This window comes from Mesorhizobium sp. M0145, from assembly GCF_040322355.1.
Taxonomy (GTDB): Bacteria; Pseudomonadota; Alphaproteobacteria; order Rhizobiales; family Rhizobiaceae; genus Mesorhizobium.
Genome location: NZ_JAMYTK010000009.1, coordinates 9,365 through 26,395 on the forward strand (window position 1 = coordinate 9,365; position 17,031 = coordinate 26,395).

Here is a 17,031-nt window from a genome sequence, read left to right on the forward strand (position 1 = left end):
GGCGGGCGTGCCGGCAGCCAGGCTGCCGGCAACCTTGATTTCCGGAGATCGTCCTCATGATTCGCCCGATAACGCCCACCAAGCCGCCGGTCCAGCCGCAAAAGGTCAATGCCAAGGCAAACGCCGCGCAGATAGCGCGGCTGGAGGCCCAGGCTGCCAAGCTGCGGGAGCAGATCAGGCTTGCCAACAGGATGGGCGAGCGTGATTGGGCGGCACAGGCCCGCCAGGAACTGGCCCATGTGAGCACGCAACTGGATTCGCTTCAGTCGCCGCCGGTTGCGGCTTCGGCAGCGCCGAGTGTCAACGTCGTCAACGCCAGCAACGGCACATCTGTCAATGGCAGGACGGTGACGCCGGCTCTCTACACGCAGACCGATCTCGCGCTGGCCGCGACACCGGTGAAACTGGATGGCAGCACGCCCGAAGACAACGGCGCGGAAGCGACGGCTGCGCGCAACATTGTCAGCGACGTTACCGGCGGCAAAAGCATCGACCAGATTGCATCTGCCCGGGGCGTGACGCGCGAACAGGTTATCGCCGCGCTCAGGTCCGGCGGGATGACCGTTTCGACCGCTGACCCGAGCGGCAATGGCGACGTGCTGACGACGAAGATCACGGATGCCAGCGGCCGCACCATCACGCAATATTACGACTACCAGCACGACAGCTACTACACGAGCGTGGAGCAACCCAACGGCACGGCAACCACCACGCCGATCCGGGATGGGCTCGGGCGCAAGGAAACCAGCAGCTATAATCCCGACACCGGTGCCATCACGACGCGTTACGAAGACGATCTGCGCACCGGAACCGTCACCGAGCGGACCACCTTGCCGAACGGCGCTTCGGTGGAAACCGTTACACCCGGGAACGGGCCGGCCTTGCCGGTCACGACCGTCAACGGTCCAGATGGTCACAAGACCGTCCTGGCTGCATCTCAGGATCCGGGCGGGGCAACCACCCAGGGCATCAAGGATGATCTCGCGGACGGCAAGAGCATCGAGCAAATCGCGCAGGAAAGCGGTCTGACCAACGAGCAGGTGATCGCCGAGCTGAACGCCGCGGGCTATCAGGTCACGACGCGCGAACCGACGAGCGACAATGGTGACGTGCAGTCGGTTGAAGTCGTCGATCCGCACACCGGCGACAAGACCGTCTACTATCACGACTACCAGCATGATGAGCGCACCGCCGTGACGACGTCTGACGGCAAGGAAACGACGGTGTCGGAGGACGGGAACGGCAGGACGCGCAACAGTGTTCGCAACACCGAAACGGGCGAGACCACAACCACAATGGTCGATCCGAAGGCCGGAACTGAAACCACGATCGTCACCGACAAGGACGGTCGGGTGACGACAACGACTACCGAGGAGATCAATGGCGGCGAGCCCGTCGAGTACGAGGTCAAGCCAGGCGACAACCTGACCCTGATAGCGCAGCAATATGGCGTGTCGCTGGACGATCTGAGGAGAACGAACCCCGAGCTCTTCAATTCCCCTCGTGACCCCGACATCATTCACCCGGGCGAAAAGGTTACCATTCAAAACGGTACCCGCATGACCGTGGAAGTCACCTTCAACGGTTATGCGCTGACCACGAGCCCTGATGGCAGGATGACGCTGCACAACAACACCACCGGGACCGACCTGAAGATCGAAGCAGGAAGTACGCAGGAGGCGTTGGCCAGGACGCTGTTGGCGGTGAACCCCAACAGCAGTGATGCCACGGAGGCAAAAGAGGGCGAGGTCGTAAAGACCTTCGTCGAAGGGCTGCTGGCGGGTGAAGCCTTGCCCAGTCTCATCGACGCGGCAGAAGAAGCCGGACAAAACAAACAGGACCTGATCGAGAGATATGGTCTAGGTACCGTCGCCACGCCCGAGCTGGACGGTGAGAACAGGGTTGTCAATCCATTCGGCGATCCGCCGCAGGGTAATGCACCCTCCGGCGGAAAGTGGACGCCGATGAAGATCGATGGCGTCTGGACCTGGGTCGATCCCGAGGTGGCCCAGGCCATCATTGCTGAGAACATCGCGCTGTCCCAAATTACAGAGACGCGAGCTCTGGCCGGTCAGCGGCAGGAACAGTTCAACGTCTATATGCTCGACTCCGCCTACAAGGATGCTGTTGATGGGGCGCAGACAGTTATAAACGAGGCGTTGGCACCCCATGGTCTGCAATGGACCCCGCAGAAACCGGAAGGCACGCTTGCCGATGCGCAGGAGCGGCTTACCAAGGCCAACACCTTGCTGCAGAACGCGCAGGATGCCCGTGACGAATATGAGACTGCTGGGCGCATTCTCGCCGACGCCATCACCCAGCAGAGCGAACTTGCGCCGCTGATTGATCCCAATGCAGACGTTGCATCCGCGCAAGGGCAGCCAGGTCCCAATCGGCAAACGCAGTACGCGCAAGGCCTCGCGGATCATGCGGCTGTCGATCAGCTGTTCTCCGAAGTCGGCCTGCATCTGAGCAAGGGCGACAAGCTCACCATCGACTTCCTGGTGGGGCAAGCCGAGCTTGACGGCATTCCGACCGACTCGAAGGAATATCAGGACCTCAAGGCGCTGCAGACGACAGCAGGCAATCAGCTCGAATTGGCGGAAGCCTATCAAAGCTACTTCAACGCCCATGCCGATGCCACGCAAGTAGGTGCGCAGCAGACGGACCTCGAGCAGAGACTGCTCGCCGAATACAATAGCGAGCACCAGTTTCTGTTCGAACAGGGAAAGAAACATCAAAGGGTCAATGGCGATTATCTGGGTCTCTTCCAATCGCAAAAGCTTGAGGTCCGCGACGGCCAGCTGTGGGTGGTCAACCAGTTCGAAGAGGGCACGACCGAGCAGCAGCTCACCTACAATCTGAGCGAAACGAACGTCAGGGATGAGTACCGCGATCGGCAACTCAACAAGGACTGGCAGCAGCTTTTGGGCGGCAGCAGTTCCACCGGGCCGGTGTGCACGGCAAATGGCCTGGAAGCGGTGAGGGCCAGCGAGGCGCAGGCGGCGCAGAATCTCAACGATGTCCTGGATCGGCAGCTCGGCGACAGCATTGAAGACCTGAACTCCGAGCTGTCAACGCTGCAGACCAACTTCAACAATGCGTTGACGGAGCACGGGCCAGGAACAGTCGATGCTCCTGAAGGCACGCTGCCCAATGGCGTGCAGCCTGTCGAGATCAACGTCGGCGGACAGACAATCAAGGTGGCGCCGGAGGTTGCCCAGACATACACCGAGATAGGGATCGATGCGTTGACCCAGAGCGGGAAGGCAGTCTGGATCGACCTGGATACAAAAGATGACGATGCCAGTGGACGCTGGGTTGATCCCGAACTAGCGGTCGCCAAACTCAAGCTGGACGCGACAAGGCTTCAGATAACGCAGGCCGAGGAGCTGCGCGGGCTGGTGCAAGGCTTCAGCGACTATCATGAGCTTCGGTCCAGCGATCCCTCGTTGCTGGTTGACCGCAACAGCACGGTGGATAAGACCTATCTAGACGAGCATGAGCAGCAGACGCTTGACGGCATCTATCAGCCGAAGTTCCAGCAACTGCTCGACAGCGGCTACGACAACGAGTTCCGTGAACAGCGCGGCACGGCCCTTGAGGAGACGGTCGCCAGAACGCTCGGCATAGATCGTTCGACCGAGGAAGGTCGCGAGGCGATCGAGAATGTGACGGAAGAGATCCGCGATATCGGCGGCGACAATCCTTATGTGCGCAGCGTGCCGATTTTCTATGTTGACGATGAGGTCGGGACACAGCAGGTCGCGCTGTTTGCTGTGCGTGACGGAGACGGCAACACTCGCTATGTCGATGTGACCGGCAAAAAGTTCGACGACCTCGGAGATTTCCAGGACAACAACAACCAGTTCGGCGAAGATGGCAAGCTCGTCGTCCCCAAGGGTCTGGAGATGAAGGCCGGCGATGACGGCAGGATCGAACTGGAAGTCGTCAAGTCGCGCAATGTTTCTGCTTGGGACAAGGTCGTCGATCCGCTGGTTGGCATCGGGACGGGTATAGCCACCATTCTGTCGTTCACGCCGGCCGCGCCGATTGCAGCACCCTTGGCCTATACGGGCGCGGCCTATCTCGGCACCCGAGCGGTCATAAACCAGGTCAACCATCTGGAACATGGCGGCGAGTGGGACGATACCGAGTCGCTGATGAATGTCGCCAGCGTGGCAACCACGGTTCTGCCCATGGCTTCCAGCGGTCTGCGCACCATTGGATTAGCAGGAAGGGAAATGACGGCCGCCGGATTGGCGGGAAAGGAAATGACGGCCCTGCAGGCCTTCCGTGGCAGCATAGGCGCAACACGGTCCAGCTCGCCCCTGGCGCTCGAAACCCGAACCTACATGCAGTCGACCGCCGGCCTGAACAAGCTGGCGTGGGGAGCGGATGTCGGCTCCGTGATTGTCGGTGCACCTTTGCTGGCGACATCGGCCTACGATCTCGCCGTCAACGGAGACCAGATGAACGGTCTTCAGCTTGCCAACGCGCTTACGGGCCTTGGCACCGGCATTGCCGGCACGGGCCTCGGCATTCACGGTCTGCGGACACTGCGACCTGGAACGGGCACGCAGGCAAGCGCCAATGGTCCCGGCGCCAACCAGCCACCGGGCAGCGGCGGACCGCACCAGCCGCCGCCATGGTCCGACGGCAGAGGACCACGGCAGTCACCTCCGGCGCTGGAACCCGGCCCCTCCGGACGTCCGATGAATGTCTATGAAATTGGCGCCGACGGCGTTTACAGGCCGACGGGGGAGCGGGTCTTCCAGGATCCCAACCATCCTGTGATACCCGGAGAAGTGATCAAGACCAGCGATGCCAGCGGTGACGGTCCGACGATGCTGCCGGGCCGCGATCCGCATGGATCGACCGGGCGCAATTCAGGGCATCGCGCTGATAGCGATCCCATCATTGTGCCGAACAAGCCGGCAGGAAAAGACGACACGATGCGCCTCGTCTGGGATCCGGAGACGCGCAGCTTCACCGGCATGCCGGAACCCGACACAAGCGGGCACATCTACACCAGTGGCAAGGATGCCAAGACTCCCTCAGCCTATCTTGACGGGCTGAGCGTCGAGCAGCTTGTAGCGCGATACGAGGCAGAAAAGAGCTATTATTCGAACCGCGAGTTGGCCGAGCGCTACGGCCCGGATGGCGTTCAGATACCGCGCACGCCGCTCCGCGACATACTGCCCGACTTCCGCATCGGCGTCACATTCCGGACGCGCTTGAATACGGGCCAGGCCTTCGACATCGGCTCGCCGACGGTCGCGGCCGTGGGCTTCGGTATTGGGACAAAGACCGATGTCGGCATGATCGGGTGGTCGGTCGTCGACAGCATCAGCCAGCGCAGCCTGACACCATTCACGGATGCGCTCGGCACTCAAGGCGTCGTATCCTACCGGGCACGGGAATACAGGAACATCACCGGCCTTCAGGCCGGTGTCTGGCCGGTGTCCAATCAGACGGCTTTCCCGGTTCGCAGCAGCGATCTTTCGGCGGCGGCAACCAAGGCGATATTCAGCGATGCGACTGGCTACAGCGCCAAGCCGCTGGATGCTGCCATCGTCGGCATGACGCCAGACGGCGAAGGCACCGTGATCGAGATGACCTATACGCCTTCGCTCAAGGGCGAGGAGGTCACGCTCGCCCCCGGCCAGCACGATTTCCTTGGCGTGCCGGCGAAAAACAGCGCTGGCCACGTCAAGCTGGAAGGTGCGCTTCCGTTCGACCGTGTCATGACCGAAACAAAGGTCGGACTGCGGCTGCCGATCGTGGCCAATCATGTCGGGGCGGTCGACCAGATGCCACGCGTCGGCTTCGAGAAGCGCCCGGAAATGCCCGTCAAGGACACGCTCCAGCCGGGTGACATCGTGTCGAAGCAGACCTACGACCAGATCCAGTCCGCTCTCGGCTCGACAAGCCTGAAGATCCAGTTCGCGGTCGAGGATCCGGCGAAGGCGTCCGAACTCATCGCAGCAATCGGACAGGGTGATGGCATCCGGTCGATCCGCGACCTCGTCAAATCTGGTCAGATCGATCCGTCGAACACAGTTTCGTTTGTTGATGAACCGACGCTAAGCGGGTTGCGGCTTTCGGCGGTACCGGGCAAGGCGCCCACGGCAGACATCGTTTTGCTGACCGGTGAGAAGGCACGCGTCGTCAATCCCGAGGCGATGCTGGTCGACATCATCTTCAACGACCGCAACAGGCTTCCCGGTGTGCTGGGTTTCAATCCCGACCGGACGGCAACTTCAGCGGCCTACAAGGTGAAATCGACGGTACAGTCGTGGCTGCCGGCGCGCTTCAGTCCCGACGGGACGCCGCAGCCCCGTTATATGCCGAGCGCCGGCAACATCTATCAGAACCTGTACGGTTCGCACGGCACGCCGGCGACGCGCTACACGCTTTCACTGTCGACACCTCCTCTGCCTGCCGGGGCGGTGGCTTTCAGTGCTGAAGTGAGAATCCAGTACAAGTCCAAGGCTGCCAAGATCGCTCCTTCAATCGCCAAGGATGAAACAGCGACGCTGACCTTCGATCGAGCCGATGGACAGAATGAAACGCTGACGGTCCCGGCCTGGCTTGCTCATGCCTTAGAAACCTCGCGTGACGGCGCGGCGATAGCCATTCCGAAGGGTGGCAAGGCCTCCCTGGAGCAGTTCCTCGGCCAACTGGAAAAGAAGGCGAGACCCGACCAGCGCGCGGCGATAGAGCAATTCCGGACGGAATTCGGCCCGTCAATCGTCGATGGCGGCTTCATGCGCCAGAACGTTGCCGATGGCGTGCTGACGTTCCTCTCCTCGCAAGTGGGTAGCCGTAGGAGCGGACCTATCCAGATAAGGGACGAGAACGGGCAGTCCGTGACGGCAACCCGCTACGGGCCGCTGCCGAAGAGTGTGGAGAACATCTATGTGCCGCCGGCCGACGGGTCCAGGGCGCGTGGCGACGAACCGGAGTTGATGCATAGATCGCATATCCTGTTCCGGGATCCGGAAACCGGAGAGCCCTATGTTCTGCCATGGATACGTGGTGCTTCCGACGGCCATGTGCCGGGGAGCCTTGGACATCCCGATGAGGGCAATCAGCCTGTCGAAGGCGCGGGCGACCCTACAAGACCCTTGCGCGGCAATGTCGGCCCGTTTGTGTTCCGGGCCGATACCCGCTCGCCAACCGAGATTAGGGACGCGGGAGGCTTCTCGCCACCGCCCCCGACAGGAATCTGGGTGGACAATCCGCAAGGCATCGCCCTGAGCAGCTATGTCATGGGCAATACCCATGGCCGTTTCGTCGGCACGAGCCAGTCGATCTCGGGAGCCAAGGCTTTCGTTTCGGAAGAGTCACGAGCCGCGCGGCAGCAAGGTTACACTTATCTCTACACGCTGAATCCGAGCAGACCGCGCCTCCACGTCCCGACTGAATTCGAGGCAATGGGCCGACCCGTCGGCGACAGGATGGCCCGCGTCGACGAGACCGCAATCGACGGCAGCATACCATGGAGCGAGGTCTATGGCTGGCGGATGATGGATCCGGACGGGAATTTCGTCGGTGAGTTCACGCGCAATGAGGATGCCGTCGCGCCCGGCACTTCGACACAAAAACGCCCGCAGGTCATCTTGCGGCCGGCCGACGAGTTCTGGGATGTCAATACGCCAGCGCAGACCGAAGCGCCGCCGCTCCCAGTGGCCGAGGTGGTCAGCGAGGAAGCTCCAGCTGTGACTGGCGAAACGCCGCAGGCGGTGAACATTGCTGCCGAAACGCCGACAGCCGCCACATGGCCGCCCGCGCCCGACCGGGGCAGGGCGGTTTTTGACCCTGCCAGCGGAAAGATCGTCAGCCTTGAGCTTCCGGTGAGCTCCGCCGCGGAACCAGGATATGCGGAACCGGTGCGGGCGCCGACCGGGCCGGAGGTCAGGGCGCTTTCAGCCGATCAGATTTCCGAACTGACCGGCACGCAATTGCACGCCATCAAGCCGGAGCACATCGCCAAGCTGGCGCCTGAGCAGGTTGCTGCACTGAGCCCCGAGCAGATCGGGCAGCTGACGTTTGATCAACTTGCGGCGCTTCGACCGAAGCAGTTGCGGGCGCTGAGTGCCGAACAGCTCCAGGCGATCAGGCCAAGCAGATTGCAGGCCGTTGCCCCTGGCCGTATCAGCGGTTTGCGACCGGATCAGGTCGCTGCCTTTTCACCCGAGCAGCTTGCTGCCTTGACCATTGAGCAAGTGCGCAAGCTGACACCCGACCAGATCGCCAAGCTCAGTGATGAGCAGCGCAATGCGCTTACGTCGGAACAAGTCGCCGCCATGAGACCTGCCCAATTCGGCCATCTCGATGCGACCCAGTTCGCGGCGTTGGACCCTGATCTCGTCGCAGCACGCGATCCCGCGACAACGGCAAAGCTGTCGCCGGACCACATCTCGGCGCTTACGCGGGAGCAGCTTGGCGCTCTGACCATTCATCAGATCGAGGCGCTGACGAAGCAACAGATAGCGGCGCTGACGCCGAAGCAGCTTGCCGAGTTGAGCCCCGGCCAGTTGCGCAAGTTCACGCCCAATCAGTTTGCCTGGATGTCGACGGAGCAAACAAACGCCCTCTCCGTGCTGCAACTGACGACCTATCGGGCAACGCATAAAAAGGCGATGACGCCAGATCAGGCCACCAGCGTCGATCTGGCCCTCAGCCATGCCAGGATGCGGGAAAACGCTCAGGCGCTCGCCACCTTTGGCGGCATGTCGACCACCTCCTACATGTTGTGGAGTTCGTTGCCGCCAACCTGGACCGCCACCGCCGGATCGGTGGCATTTGGCGTGCGAGGCATCGTTTTCGGCGCGCAAGCGCTCTTCCCCAACGCAACCGCAAGTCACAAGCCGTTCGGGCGATTCCTCAACGCGCTCGGCGGAGCCACATTCATTGCCGCAGCGCCAGGTGCCGCGACCGGGATGATCCAGGGTAAGGATCTTGTCGTCAACAGCACGTTCACGCTCGGCAACATCGTCTATGGCACGAAGTCGATGCTGCAGTCGTTCACCGGCAGACCGGTGATCCGAAACCTGGCCGAATATCTGGCTGGACCCGGCTATGTGCTTGGCTGCGCCGTCTATACGGTGCACTCTTGGCCGGCGCCGATCGCCACAGTCGCCGGCACCATGTTCACCTTCGGCTGCGCGGAATTCTGGGCGTCGGCCATAAGGACGGACCGGATGAATCGCCGTTCAGTGCCGCGAACCGATGCTGATATGGCGGCGGCGGAAAAGTCCGACAAAAGATGGGCTGCATGGGATCGGTGGACTCTGGGCATCACCTTCGGTGTTGGAATGCTTCTCTTCTCGCTGGACGCCCTGCTGGCGGAGCCTTGGGAGGGCGCGAAGACGCCCCCTCCACCCGATCCGAAAAAACCGGATGGCGATGCCTCGTCCCAGCAATCCGATGATCCTTCGGATGATCCAGGTGGGCCGCAGACCCCGGTGGAAGATTTCCCGCAACTGGTCGTGGTCACCGATGATGGCCTGAATTTGCGGACCCGGCCTGACGGGGATTCGACCGTGGGAACCGTTCTGCAATCCGGCACATTCGTCCAACAGACCGCGAAGCCGTCGGCCGATCCGTCAGGGGAGACCTGGATACCTGTCCAAGGTTTCGGACCGGACGGCGAAATGCATAGCGGCTGGGTTTCCGGCGACTATGTCGAGGCTCATGCCGAGGGCAGCAGCAATCCTGAGGGCCGCACGAACCCAACGCTGGAGAAAGACGGTTATCAGTGGGTCGAGGTCAGGGATGGCGACAGCATTCGCCTGATAGCCAAGACCCATTCTGCGGATGTGGCGGACACGGTTGTGCTCAACATGGATCATATTCTGAGCCCGGACGTGATCTTCTCAGGCGACCGCGTCTATCTGCCGATCACCTCGATCGGCTGAGAAACCGCGGGCCGAGGCTATCGTCCATTGACTCCTGCGCCTTGTCGGTTCTCGCGGCATACGCGTTTGCGACACTAGCGGCGAGTTTTGCCGCCCGCTCAGCTGCCGGATTGGACGGTTCGGAGGAATAGGAGGCGGTAAACTGCAGATCTGACGGATGCCATTCGCAGTCGACAATGCGCAGTTTACCGCTTGCGGTATAGTCCTGGACGACTTCCTCAGGGAGAGAGGCGATGCCGATACCATTGAGTGTCATTTTGATGGAAGCGGCCAGCGAATTAGCGGGAAAGATACGCGGCGTCTCTTCCAGTTCGCCGGTCAGCTTGCGGTAAAGTTCGCTGTAGGGTCTGGTGGTCCGCGCATAGCTGATGATTGGGAATTGCATCAGATCAGTCAGCGTCAGCTTGCGCCGCGGAGGCAGTTTCAGGTGCGGCGAGCAGACCCACACGAGCGGAAAGGACGGCATCTCGATGTTCTCGATGCTGTGTTCCAGAATTGGGCCCATCAGCACCGCAAGATCGAGTCGGTGCGACATGAGTTCGTTGCGAAGGGTGGTCGTCGCATCAACGACGATATCGGTATCGACAAGCGGATAGTTTGCTTGCAGCTCCCGGAGGAAATCCGGTAGCCAGGTGTGAACGATCGTTTCGGCAACCCCGAGCCTAAGCACCCCTGCCGTCTCTGAAAGCGAGCTGGCCGTCAGTTGCAGCCGTTCCGCTACCCGCAGGACCCGTTGAGCAGACGGCAGAAGCCGTTGTCCCTGGGCTGTCAGCCTGACATTGCCGCTCTGCCGCTCGAACAGCTTGGCACCTAGCGCTTCTTCCAGCCCGGCAATTCGGTTGGATACTGCGGGCTGCGTGGTGTTCAGGCGTTCGGCCGCCTTTCGAAAGCTTCCGAAAGTCGCCACCAGTAGAAAGGTTTCGAGCTGCTTGATGTTGAAAGGGATCACAATTCAATGCCGGACAATAATCTGAGCACCGACCTTTACGCGGTCATACAGGTCAATGACGTCTTCATTGGTCATGCGAATGCAACCAGAGGAGTTGGCTTTTCCGACGGTCCACGGCTGATTGGTGCCGTGGACGCGATAAAGCGTGTTTCCGATATACAGTGCCCGTGCGCCCAAAGGGTTGTTCGGGCCTCCGGCCACGTGCGCAGGCAAGATACGGCCTTTTGATGCTTCTCTGGATCGCATTTCGGCCGGTGGCCGCCAATCTGGCCAGTCCTTCTTTTTCGAAATCGTGTCGCGACCGGACCACTCCAGCCCCTCCTTGCCGACCCCCACCGCGTATCGTAGCGCTTTGCCGCCCCCCAGCATGTAATAGAGACGCCGCTCGGTGGTGTTGATCAGAATCGACCCCTTCGGCTGAGCCTCGCTGAATGTCACGACCTGCCTGGGAATCTCTGACTCCTCGGGCGTGAATTCTCCGCCCGCCGTCAGGCCGGAAGCGCCAGGCGAGACCAGTACATTTCTTCCCTGATCGTATGTCCAACTTCTAGGGTCATAACCGCTGTTCGATTGGGCCTGCGCCACCGCGACCAGAACGGATGCACTCAATGCCTCGATGAGACGCGTTGCCGCAAACCTCTTGCCTCGAGCAACGCCTGCGGGCACGTCCAACTTCGCGAGCAGGCTGTTGGTTGCCGTCACCGAGACCACTCCTTTCCACATTGAACCAATGACCCCGAACCCGGTGGTAACCGATTCGTACGCCGCACTGTATCGTCTTGCGGTTCCTTCGCAACATTTGGCACAGGTCGTTGATATGCAATCCAATTGGACTTCCCATTTTCGAGTGTCCACGATAGAATGACATCGGCGGACAAGCTATGAAGCAAGCGAGGCGGGGCATTACTCGTGGGTCGCTTTCGATAGGACCAATGTGACGGGACCCAGTATCAACCATGCTGATCGGTTATCTGGAGGCAGAGCTGCCCTTGTGGCCTGCCGGCTTGCCGTCGTCCTGGCGCTCGGCTTTGGCTCCCAGCCTGCGTTTGCTGCCGAACCGCGCTGGCCCCCTGGCCCTTACAACTACATCACGATCGATCAGTCGGTGACAGACGCGCTGGTTGAGCTCGGCCGCAACATGCGGGTGCCGATGCGTGTCAGCAAGCTGGTAAAGGGGCGCCTGAGCGCCGGCATGCCGGTTGGAACAGCCCGCGAGTTCCTCGAAGAGATATGCAATCGATACGGATTGATCTGGCATTTCGACGGCATCGTCATGAACGTCGCGACCGAAGCCGAAGTCCAGACGGAAATGATTCCGCTTGATGCCAATATGGCTGCTGGCGCGGAAGACAGGCTTTCACGGCTGGGCGTCAGTGACCCGCGGTTTCCAATAAAGGTCTCCAAGCAAGACGATGTCATCTCGGTATCGGGTCCGCCATCCTACATCGAGCTCGTCAGGAAAACCCTCGGGGTGCCTGCCACGCCGAGCGCCAAGCAGGAGACCGGCAAAGCTGTGTCGGTTCGCGTTTTCCGCGGAAAGCAGGCGGAGGCGCAGATTGTCCCCTCCGTCAAACCGAACTAGGACAGGAGGGCAGATTCTTGCAAATCGCACCGATTGGAGCCCTAGAGGCTACGCTTGCAAACTTAACCACTAGCATAAGTTCGCAGCAGCAAATCACCGTCGGCGCGGCAGCCCAGCCCGGCAACGGAATGGTGGGCGCCAAGCAAGAAAAGCACGATGCCGCGAAGGTCAATACACCTGAGCGCAGTGATGTCGCCACGCGGGCAGGTCAGCAGGTGGCGCAGACGCCCGGCGCCAATCCGGCAATAGGCGGCCAGGCTTTCAAGCCGGAGAAGACCGAGCCAATCCTCGAGCACAAACTCTTCGACTACATGGCCGAGACGGAGAAGGCTGCAGGTGGGGTGTTCACGGATCCATCGGCCCTTTTCGGTTCTGCCGTCAAGTCGCTGGAAGGAACCATGCAGCAGGTCCAGAAGGCTCTTGGCCAGGCTAACGCCCCCGAAAGTGCTGAAACGGCCGCCGCGCAGGATCGCGCCGACAAGATGGCTCTGTCCGGCAAGGGAGGCGAAGACTCCCGAGCCAAGAATGCAGAGCAACTCCTGGAACGATCGATTTCGGTGATGTGGGCGGCCGCCAATCTCGAGGTGGTTACGAGCAGCGTGACGGCTGTCACGTCGTCCACCAGCACGCTGATCAAGCAACAGTAAGCGCCGCGGAGTGTTCGCGCCCATGCCAACCTCGCTGCGGCGTTTAACGCGATTGGATCGATGCGGCGCCAGGTTTCGCGTTGCGCTCGTTGTCATGGGTATGCTTGTGCTCCAGGCGTGTTCGGTGGAGTTGTATTCCAACCTCAACCAGCGGCAGGCCAACGAGATCGTGGCCACGCTCATGCGTCACGGAATCCCGGCCCAACGCGAGGTCGGCAAGGACGGCAAGATGACGGTTTCCGTACAGAAGGGCCGCTTCGCCGAAGCTATGGCCATTCTCGACGAGAGCGGCTTGCCCAAACAGGAATTCCAGACGCTCGGCGAGGTGTTCAAGAGGGATGGGCTTGTGTCCTCGCCGGTGGAAGAGCGGGCAACGATGATCTATGGTCTGAGCCAGGAGCTGTCGCAGACGATTTCGGACATCGACGGCGTACTTTCGGCTCGCGTTCATCTCGTCCTGCCCGAAAACGATCCGCTGAGGCAGCAACTGGTACCGTCCTCCGCCTCCGTGTTCATCCGGCATCGCGCATCCGTTCCGATGAATGAGCTCATTCCGCAGGTCAAGATGCTGGTGGCCAAGGGCATCGCCGGACTGACCTATGACAATGTTTCGGTCACCCTCATTCCGGTTGCAGCGACGGCTCCCAACCAGGAAACCGGCGAGGCCGGTCTCACCACCTTCCTCGGCCTGTGGCTGCATCCAGACAGCGTCGCCGCCGCGATGTCACTGTTTTATGGCATGGCGGCGGCCATATTCGTGCTGGCTGGTCGGTTGGCCTACATGCAGTGGTATCGACGGCCCGGCGTCTACGCGCTCGATGCTGCCGCAATGCCGGTGAAGAAAACATGACCCAGCCCGGCTCGGAGCAAACTGCCAGCCCGGAATGGCAGGCATTCATCTCCAAACCCGCGTCCTATGTGGATGCGGCTTGGCTCGCGGAGTGCTTTGACGGCGCGATCGGCGAGGCTGCCTGCAAGCGCATGCTGCGCTCGCAACGCTTGCAGGAGCGACTGTCGAAGCTTCTGCTCGATCGGCATAGGCTCTCTCCAGTGGTCGAAGAGCCGGCCGATGAGGTGGATCGAGCGATCGCCTTGTCGTCTGGCGAAGAGCTGGAGGAACTTGTACTTCGCTCGGGCGCGATCTACTGGGCTGGGAGTCTGGCCGCTGTCATTGTTGGGCGCGAAGCGGCCGCATTGCAGGCGGCGCTTGGGGCTGATCTGTGCGCTTTCGCCCTCGCCAACCGCGATCTGGCCGGCCCGATTGAGCGATTGGGGCCGCTGGAGGACATTTCCGGTCGGGTCTACGGCGACGGCCTGAGCTGCCTTGGCGCCTGGTGTCAGATCATGCCGGGCGATACGAGCATGCGGGTGCGTCTCAAGCTGGTGCCGCAAGAGCTCATCCACCAGCCGTCAGCCGAACAATTTGCCGAGGTCGGCCCCGCGATTGTTCGACGAGCGATGAGCTAGACGAGATGATCGAATCGGGCAAAGCGTCGGAAGCTCTGAGGCGTCCCTACGCTCGGATCCTGCGGGCCGCCGAGGTACGCGCTCTGCAGGATGGGCATGCGTTTCTCGATGAAGCAAGGCGTGATGCGCAGCAGTTGCGCGACGCGGCTCGGCGAGCCTATGCGGCCGAATATGCGCAGGGCTATCACGACGGCAAGACGCAAGGCGATGCCGAGGCCACGCGGCTAGTCAGCGAGACGGCGGTCAAAGTGGATCGCTATTTTGGTGGGCTGGAATCCGAAGTCATTGGCCTTGCCGTCGATATCGTCAGGCGAATTCTGGGAGAATTCGACGTCGGCGCGCTTGTCGCCAAAGCCGCAAGACAGGCGGTGACTGAAATCCGCCGCGCCAAGTACCTGAAACTCCGAGTTCATTCCGCGTCCATCGAAAGGGTTCGTGATGAGCTGGACGCAGTCTTGCGCGAGAGTGATCTGGCGATGACGGTTGAGATCGACGCGGATGACGCGCTGGCTCCGGACGCCTGCATCGTTTCGACCGACTTTGCCGTCGTCGACGCGAGCATCGACGCGCAGCTCAAAGCCATAGCTGCCGCGATTGCGCCGAAGACGGAGGTCCGATGACCGCGCCCGCCGCTGATATCGAAAGCCGTCTGGCCTCCATCATTCCGAATTTGCGTTCGGGCCTGCGCGACGATACCGGCCGGCCCAGGAAGGGGCGTGTACGGCGTGTCGCCGGCACCGTCATTCATGCGACTGTGGAGGAGGCCCGTATCGGCGAGATATGCGAACTCGTCGACCCTAGGACCGGAAGGGTGACCAAGGCGGAAGTCGTCGGCCTCATGGACGAAATGGCGATCCTTGTTCCGCTGGGCGATTTGGCCGGTCTTTCAAACCTGACTGAGGTCGTGGCGACCGGAAAAGACCAGCAGGTGCCCGTCGGCCCCAGCCTTCTTGGTCGCGTGATCAGCGCGCTTGGCGAGCCATTGGACGGCAAGCCGCTTTCGCCGGACGGCATCACCGGCAGCTATCCGGTCAATGCCTATCCGCCATCTCCGCTGGAGCGCGGCTTGATTTCCCAGCCGATCCAACTCGGAATACGCGCGCTCGATGCGCTGCTCACCTGCGCGCGCGGCCAGCGCGTCGGAATCTTTGGCGAACCGGGCGTGGGAAAGTCGATCCTGCTTTCCGATATCGTCAGCGGCACCGATGCCGATGTCGCGGTGGTCGCCCTTGTTGGAGAGCGCGGACGTGAGGTACGCGAATTCCTCGAACAACAGCTCGGGCCCGAGGGCAGGGCGAGGGCCATTGTCGTTGTTGCGACCTCCGACCGTCCCGCCATTGAGCGTGTCAAGGCTGCCTATGTGGCGACCAGCATTGCCGAATATTTTCGCGACCAGGGCAAACATGTGTTGCTTGCAATGGACAACCTAACCCGGTTTGCCCGTGCGCACCGAGAGATTGGCCTGGCCGCGGGCGAGCCGCCGACGCGTCGCGGCTTTCCGTCTTCGCTGTTTGCGGTCTTGCCCCGTCTGCTCGAGCGGTCAGGCACGGGTCGCGTCGGATCCATCACCAGCCTCTACAGCGTTCTTATTGAAGGCGACGGTACGCTGGACCCTGTCGCCGAGGAAGTTCAGGCCCTCCTTGATGGCCACGTCTTCTTGTCGAGCGAGCTTGCGCAGCGCAACCATTTCCCGGCCATTGATGTCCTGCGCAGCCGAAGCCGCCTCATGGATGCGGTTGTGGCGCCGGAACATCGGTCCGACGCCGGCCACCTACGTGAACTGCTTGCCCGCTACGCTGACATCGAGCTTCTCCTGCGCGTCGGTGAATTCGAAAAAGGCAGCGATCCCGTGGCGGACGAGGCAGTGGCGAAGATCGATGTCATCAACGCCTTTCTGCGTCAGGCGTCCGCCACTCATGAGCGCCTGGAGAGGACACGCCAACTCATGCGGGAGATCGTCGGTGAAAGATCGTGAGATGATCACTCGATTACGCGAGCTCAGACGCCGCCGTGAGGACCGTGCAAGGGAAGAGGTGATCAAACGGCACGCCGCTTTGGACCGGGCCGCGAGGGAGGGTCGGCAGGCGGCCAGTGCGGTCACGGAGCACCTGCAGCGCACGGTCGATGCCGAAGATGCAGCGTTCGGCTCGCTTATTGGGCATCGGATAAAAGCTGCCAGCCTTCACCAGCTACAGGGCCGGTTTGAAATCGCCGCCAGAAAAACCGAGCAATTGCGTGAAAACGAGAAGATGGCCGGCGTCGCCGAGCAGCAACGGCAAGCGGAACTGTCGGCAGCTCGCAATGATCATCGTGAGGCCATGAAAGCTCTGAGGAAGCTGGACGGGGTATTGGAGCATCTGATCAACCGCACCGCACGACGTTGCCTGGCGCTTGCCGAGCTTTCCGAGGAGGAAGAGCGCGGTCCAACGCGCCTGCCCACATAGCCCATTTTGTGATCGT

Annotated in this window: 10 protein-coding genes; 8 read left to right on the forward strand and 2 right to left on the reverse strand. The window is 61.4% G+C overall.

All coding sequences use genetic code 11. The features are described 5' to 3' along the window. The first annotated feature begins 56 nt into the window (after positions 1-56). Positions 57-9,926: a LysM peptidoglycan-binding domain-containing protein gene (locus NKJ28_RS15280; protein ID WP_352636325.1), complete on the forward strand. Its 9,870-nt coding sequence runs from the start codon at positions 57-59 to the stop codon at positions 9,924-9,926. Here the strand turns inward: NKJ28_RS15280 and NKJ28_RS15285 are convergent. Both NKJ28_RS15285 and NKJ28_RS15290 read right to left on the reverse strand, forming a co-directional pair. Next, the gene (locus tag NKJ28_RS15285; RefSeq protein ID WP_352636327.1) at positions 9,910-10,875 is read right to left on the reverse strand and encodes a LysR family transcriptional regulator; all 966 of its coding nucleotides are present in this window, start codon (positions 10,873-10,875) and stop codon (positions 9,910-9,912) included. The two genes, NKJ28_RS15280 and NKJ28_RS15285, sit on opposite strands and share 17 nt — an antisense overlap. 3 nt (positions 10,876-10,878) lie before the next feature. Then, positions 10,879-11,577: a L,D-transpeptidase gene (locus NKJ28_RS15290; RefSeq protein ID WP_352636329.1), complete on the reverse strand. Its 699-nt coding sequence runs from the start codon at positions 11,575-11,577 to the stop codon at positions 10,879-10,881. Between the two features lie 289 nt (positions 11,578-11,866). On the opposite strand from NKJ28_RS15290, the gene NKJ28_RS15295 reads away from it, so the two are divergent. The 7 genes from NKJ28_RS15295 to NKJ28_RS15325 are packed head-to-tail and all read left to right on the forward strand — an operon-like array spanning position 11,867 to position 17,015. After that, on the forward strand, positions 11,867-12,457 hold the full coding sequence (locus NKJ28_RS15295; RefSeq protein ID WP_352636331.1) for a type III secretion protein: 591 nt from the start codon (positions 11,867-11,869) through the stop codon (positions 12,455-12,457). Between the two features lie 17 nt (positions 12,458-12,474). After that, a complete protein-coding gene (locus NKJ28_RS15300) occupies positions 12,475-13,104 on the forward strand; it encodes a hypothetical protein (RefSeq protein ID WP_352636333.1) in 630 nt (209 codons plus the stop codon). A gap of 22 nt (positions 13,105-13,126) precedes the next feature. After that, positions 13,127-13,954 (forward strand): type III secretion system inner membrane ring lipoprotein SctJ, encoded by an 828-nt coding sequence (gene sctJ, locus NKJ28_RS15305; RefSeq protein WP_352636335.1) that lies wholly within the window; start codon positions 13,127-13,129, stop codon positions 13,952-13,954. Beyond that, positions 13,951-14,571, forward strand: a complete 621-nt coding sequence (locus NKJ28_RS15310; protein WP_352636337.1) for a SctK family type III secretion system sorting platform protein — start codon at positions 13,951-13,953, stop codon at positions 14,569-14,571. The genes sctJ and NKJ28_RS15310 overlap by 4 nt, the downstream gene beginning before the upstream one ends. 5 nt (positions 14,572-14,576) lie before the next feature. Beyond that, entirely contained in the window at positions 14,577-15,191 is a 615-nt protein-coding gene (sctL, locus tag NKJ28_RS15315) for a type III secretion system stator protein SctL (protein WP_352636339.1), read from the forward strand. Then, positions 15,188-16,546 carry a FliI/YscN family ATPase gene (locus NKJ28_RS15320; RefSeq protein ID WP_352636341.1) on the forward strand — a complete coding sequence of 453 codons (1,359 nt, stop codon included), beginning with the start codon at positions 15,188-15,190 and terminating at the stop codon, positions 16,544-16,546. The genes sctL and NKJ28_RS15320 overlap by 4 nt, the downstream gene beginning before the upstream one ends. After that, positions 16,533-17,015 carry a hypothetical protein gene (locus NKJ28_RS15325; protein ID WP_352636343.1) on the forward strand — a complete coding sequence of 161 codons (483 nt, stop codon included), beginning with the start codon at positions 16,533-16,535 and terminating at the stop codon, positions 17,013-17,015. Before NKJ28_RS15320 ends, NKJ28_RS15325 begins: the two co-directional genes overlap by 14 nt. The last annotated feature ends 16 nt before the right edge of the window (positions 17,016-17,031 follow it).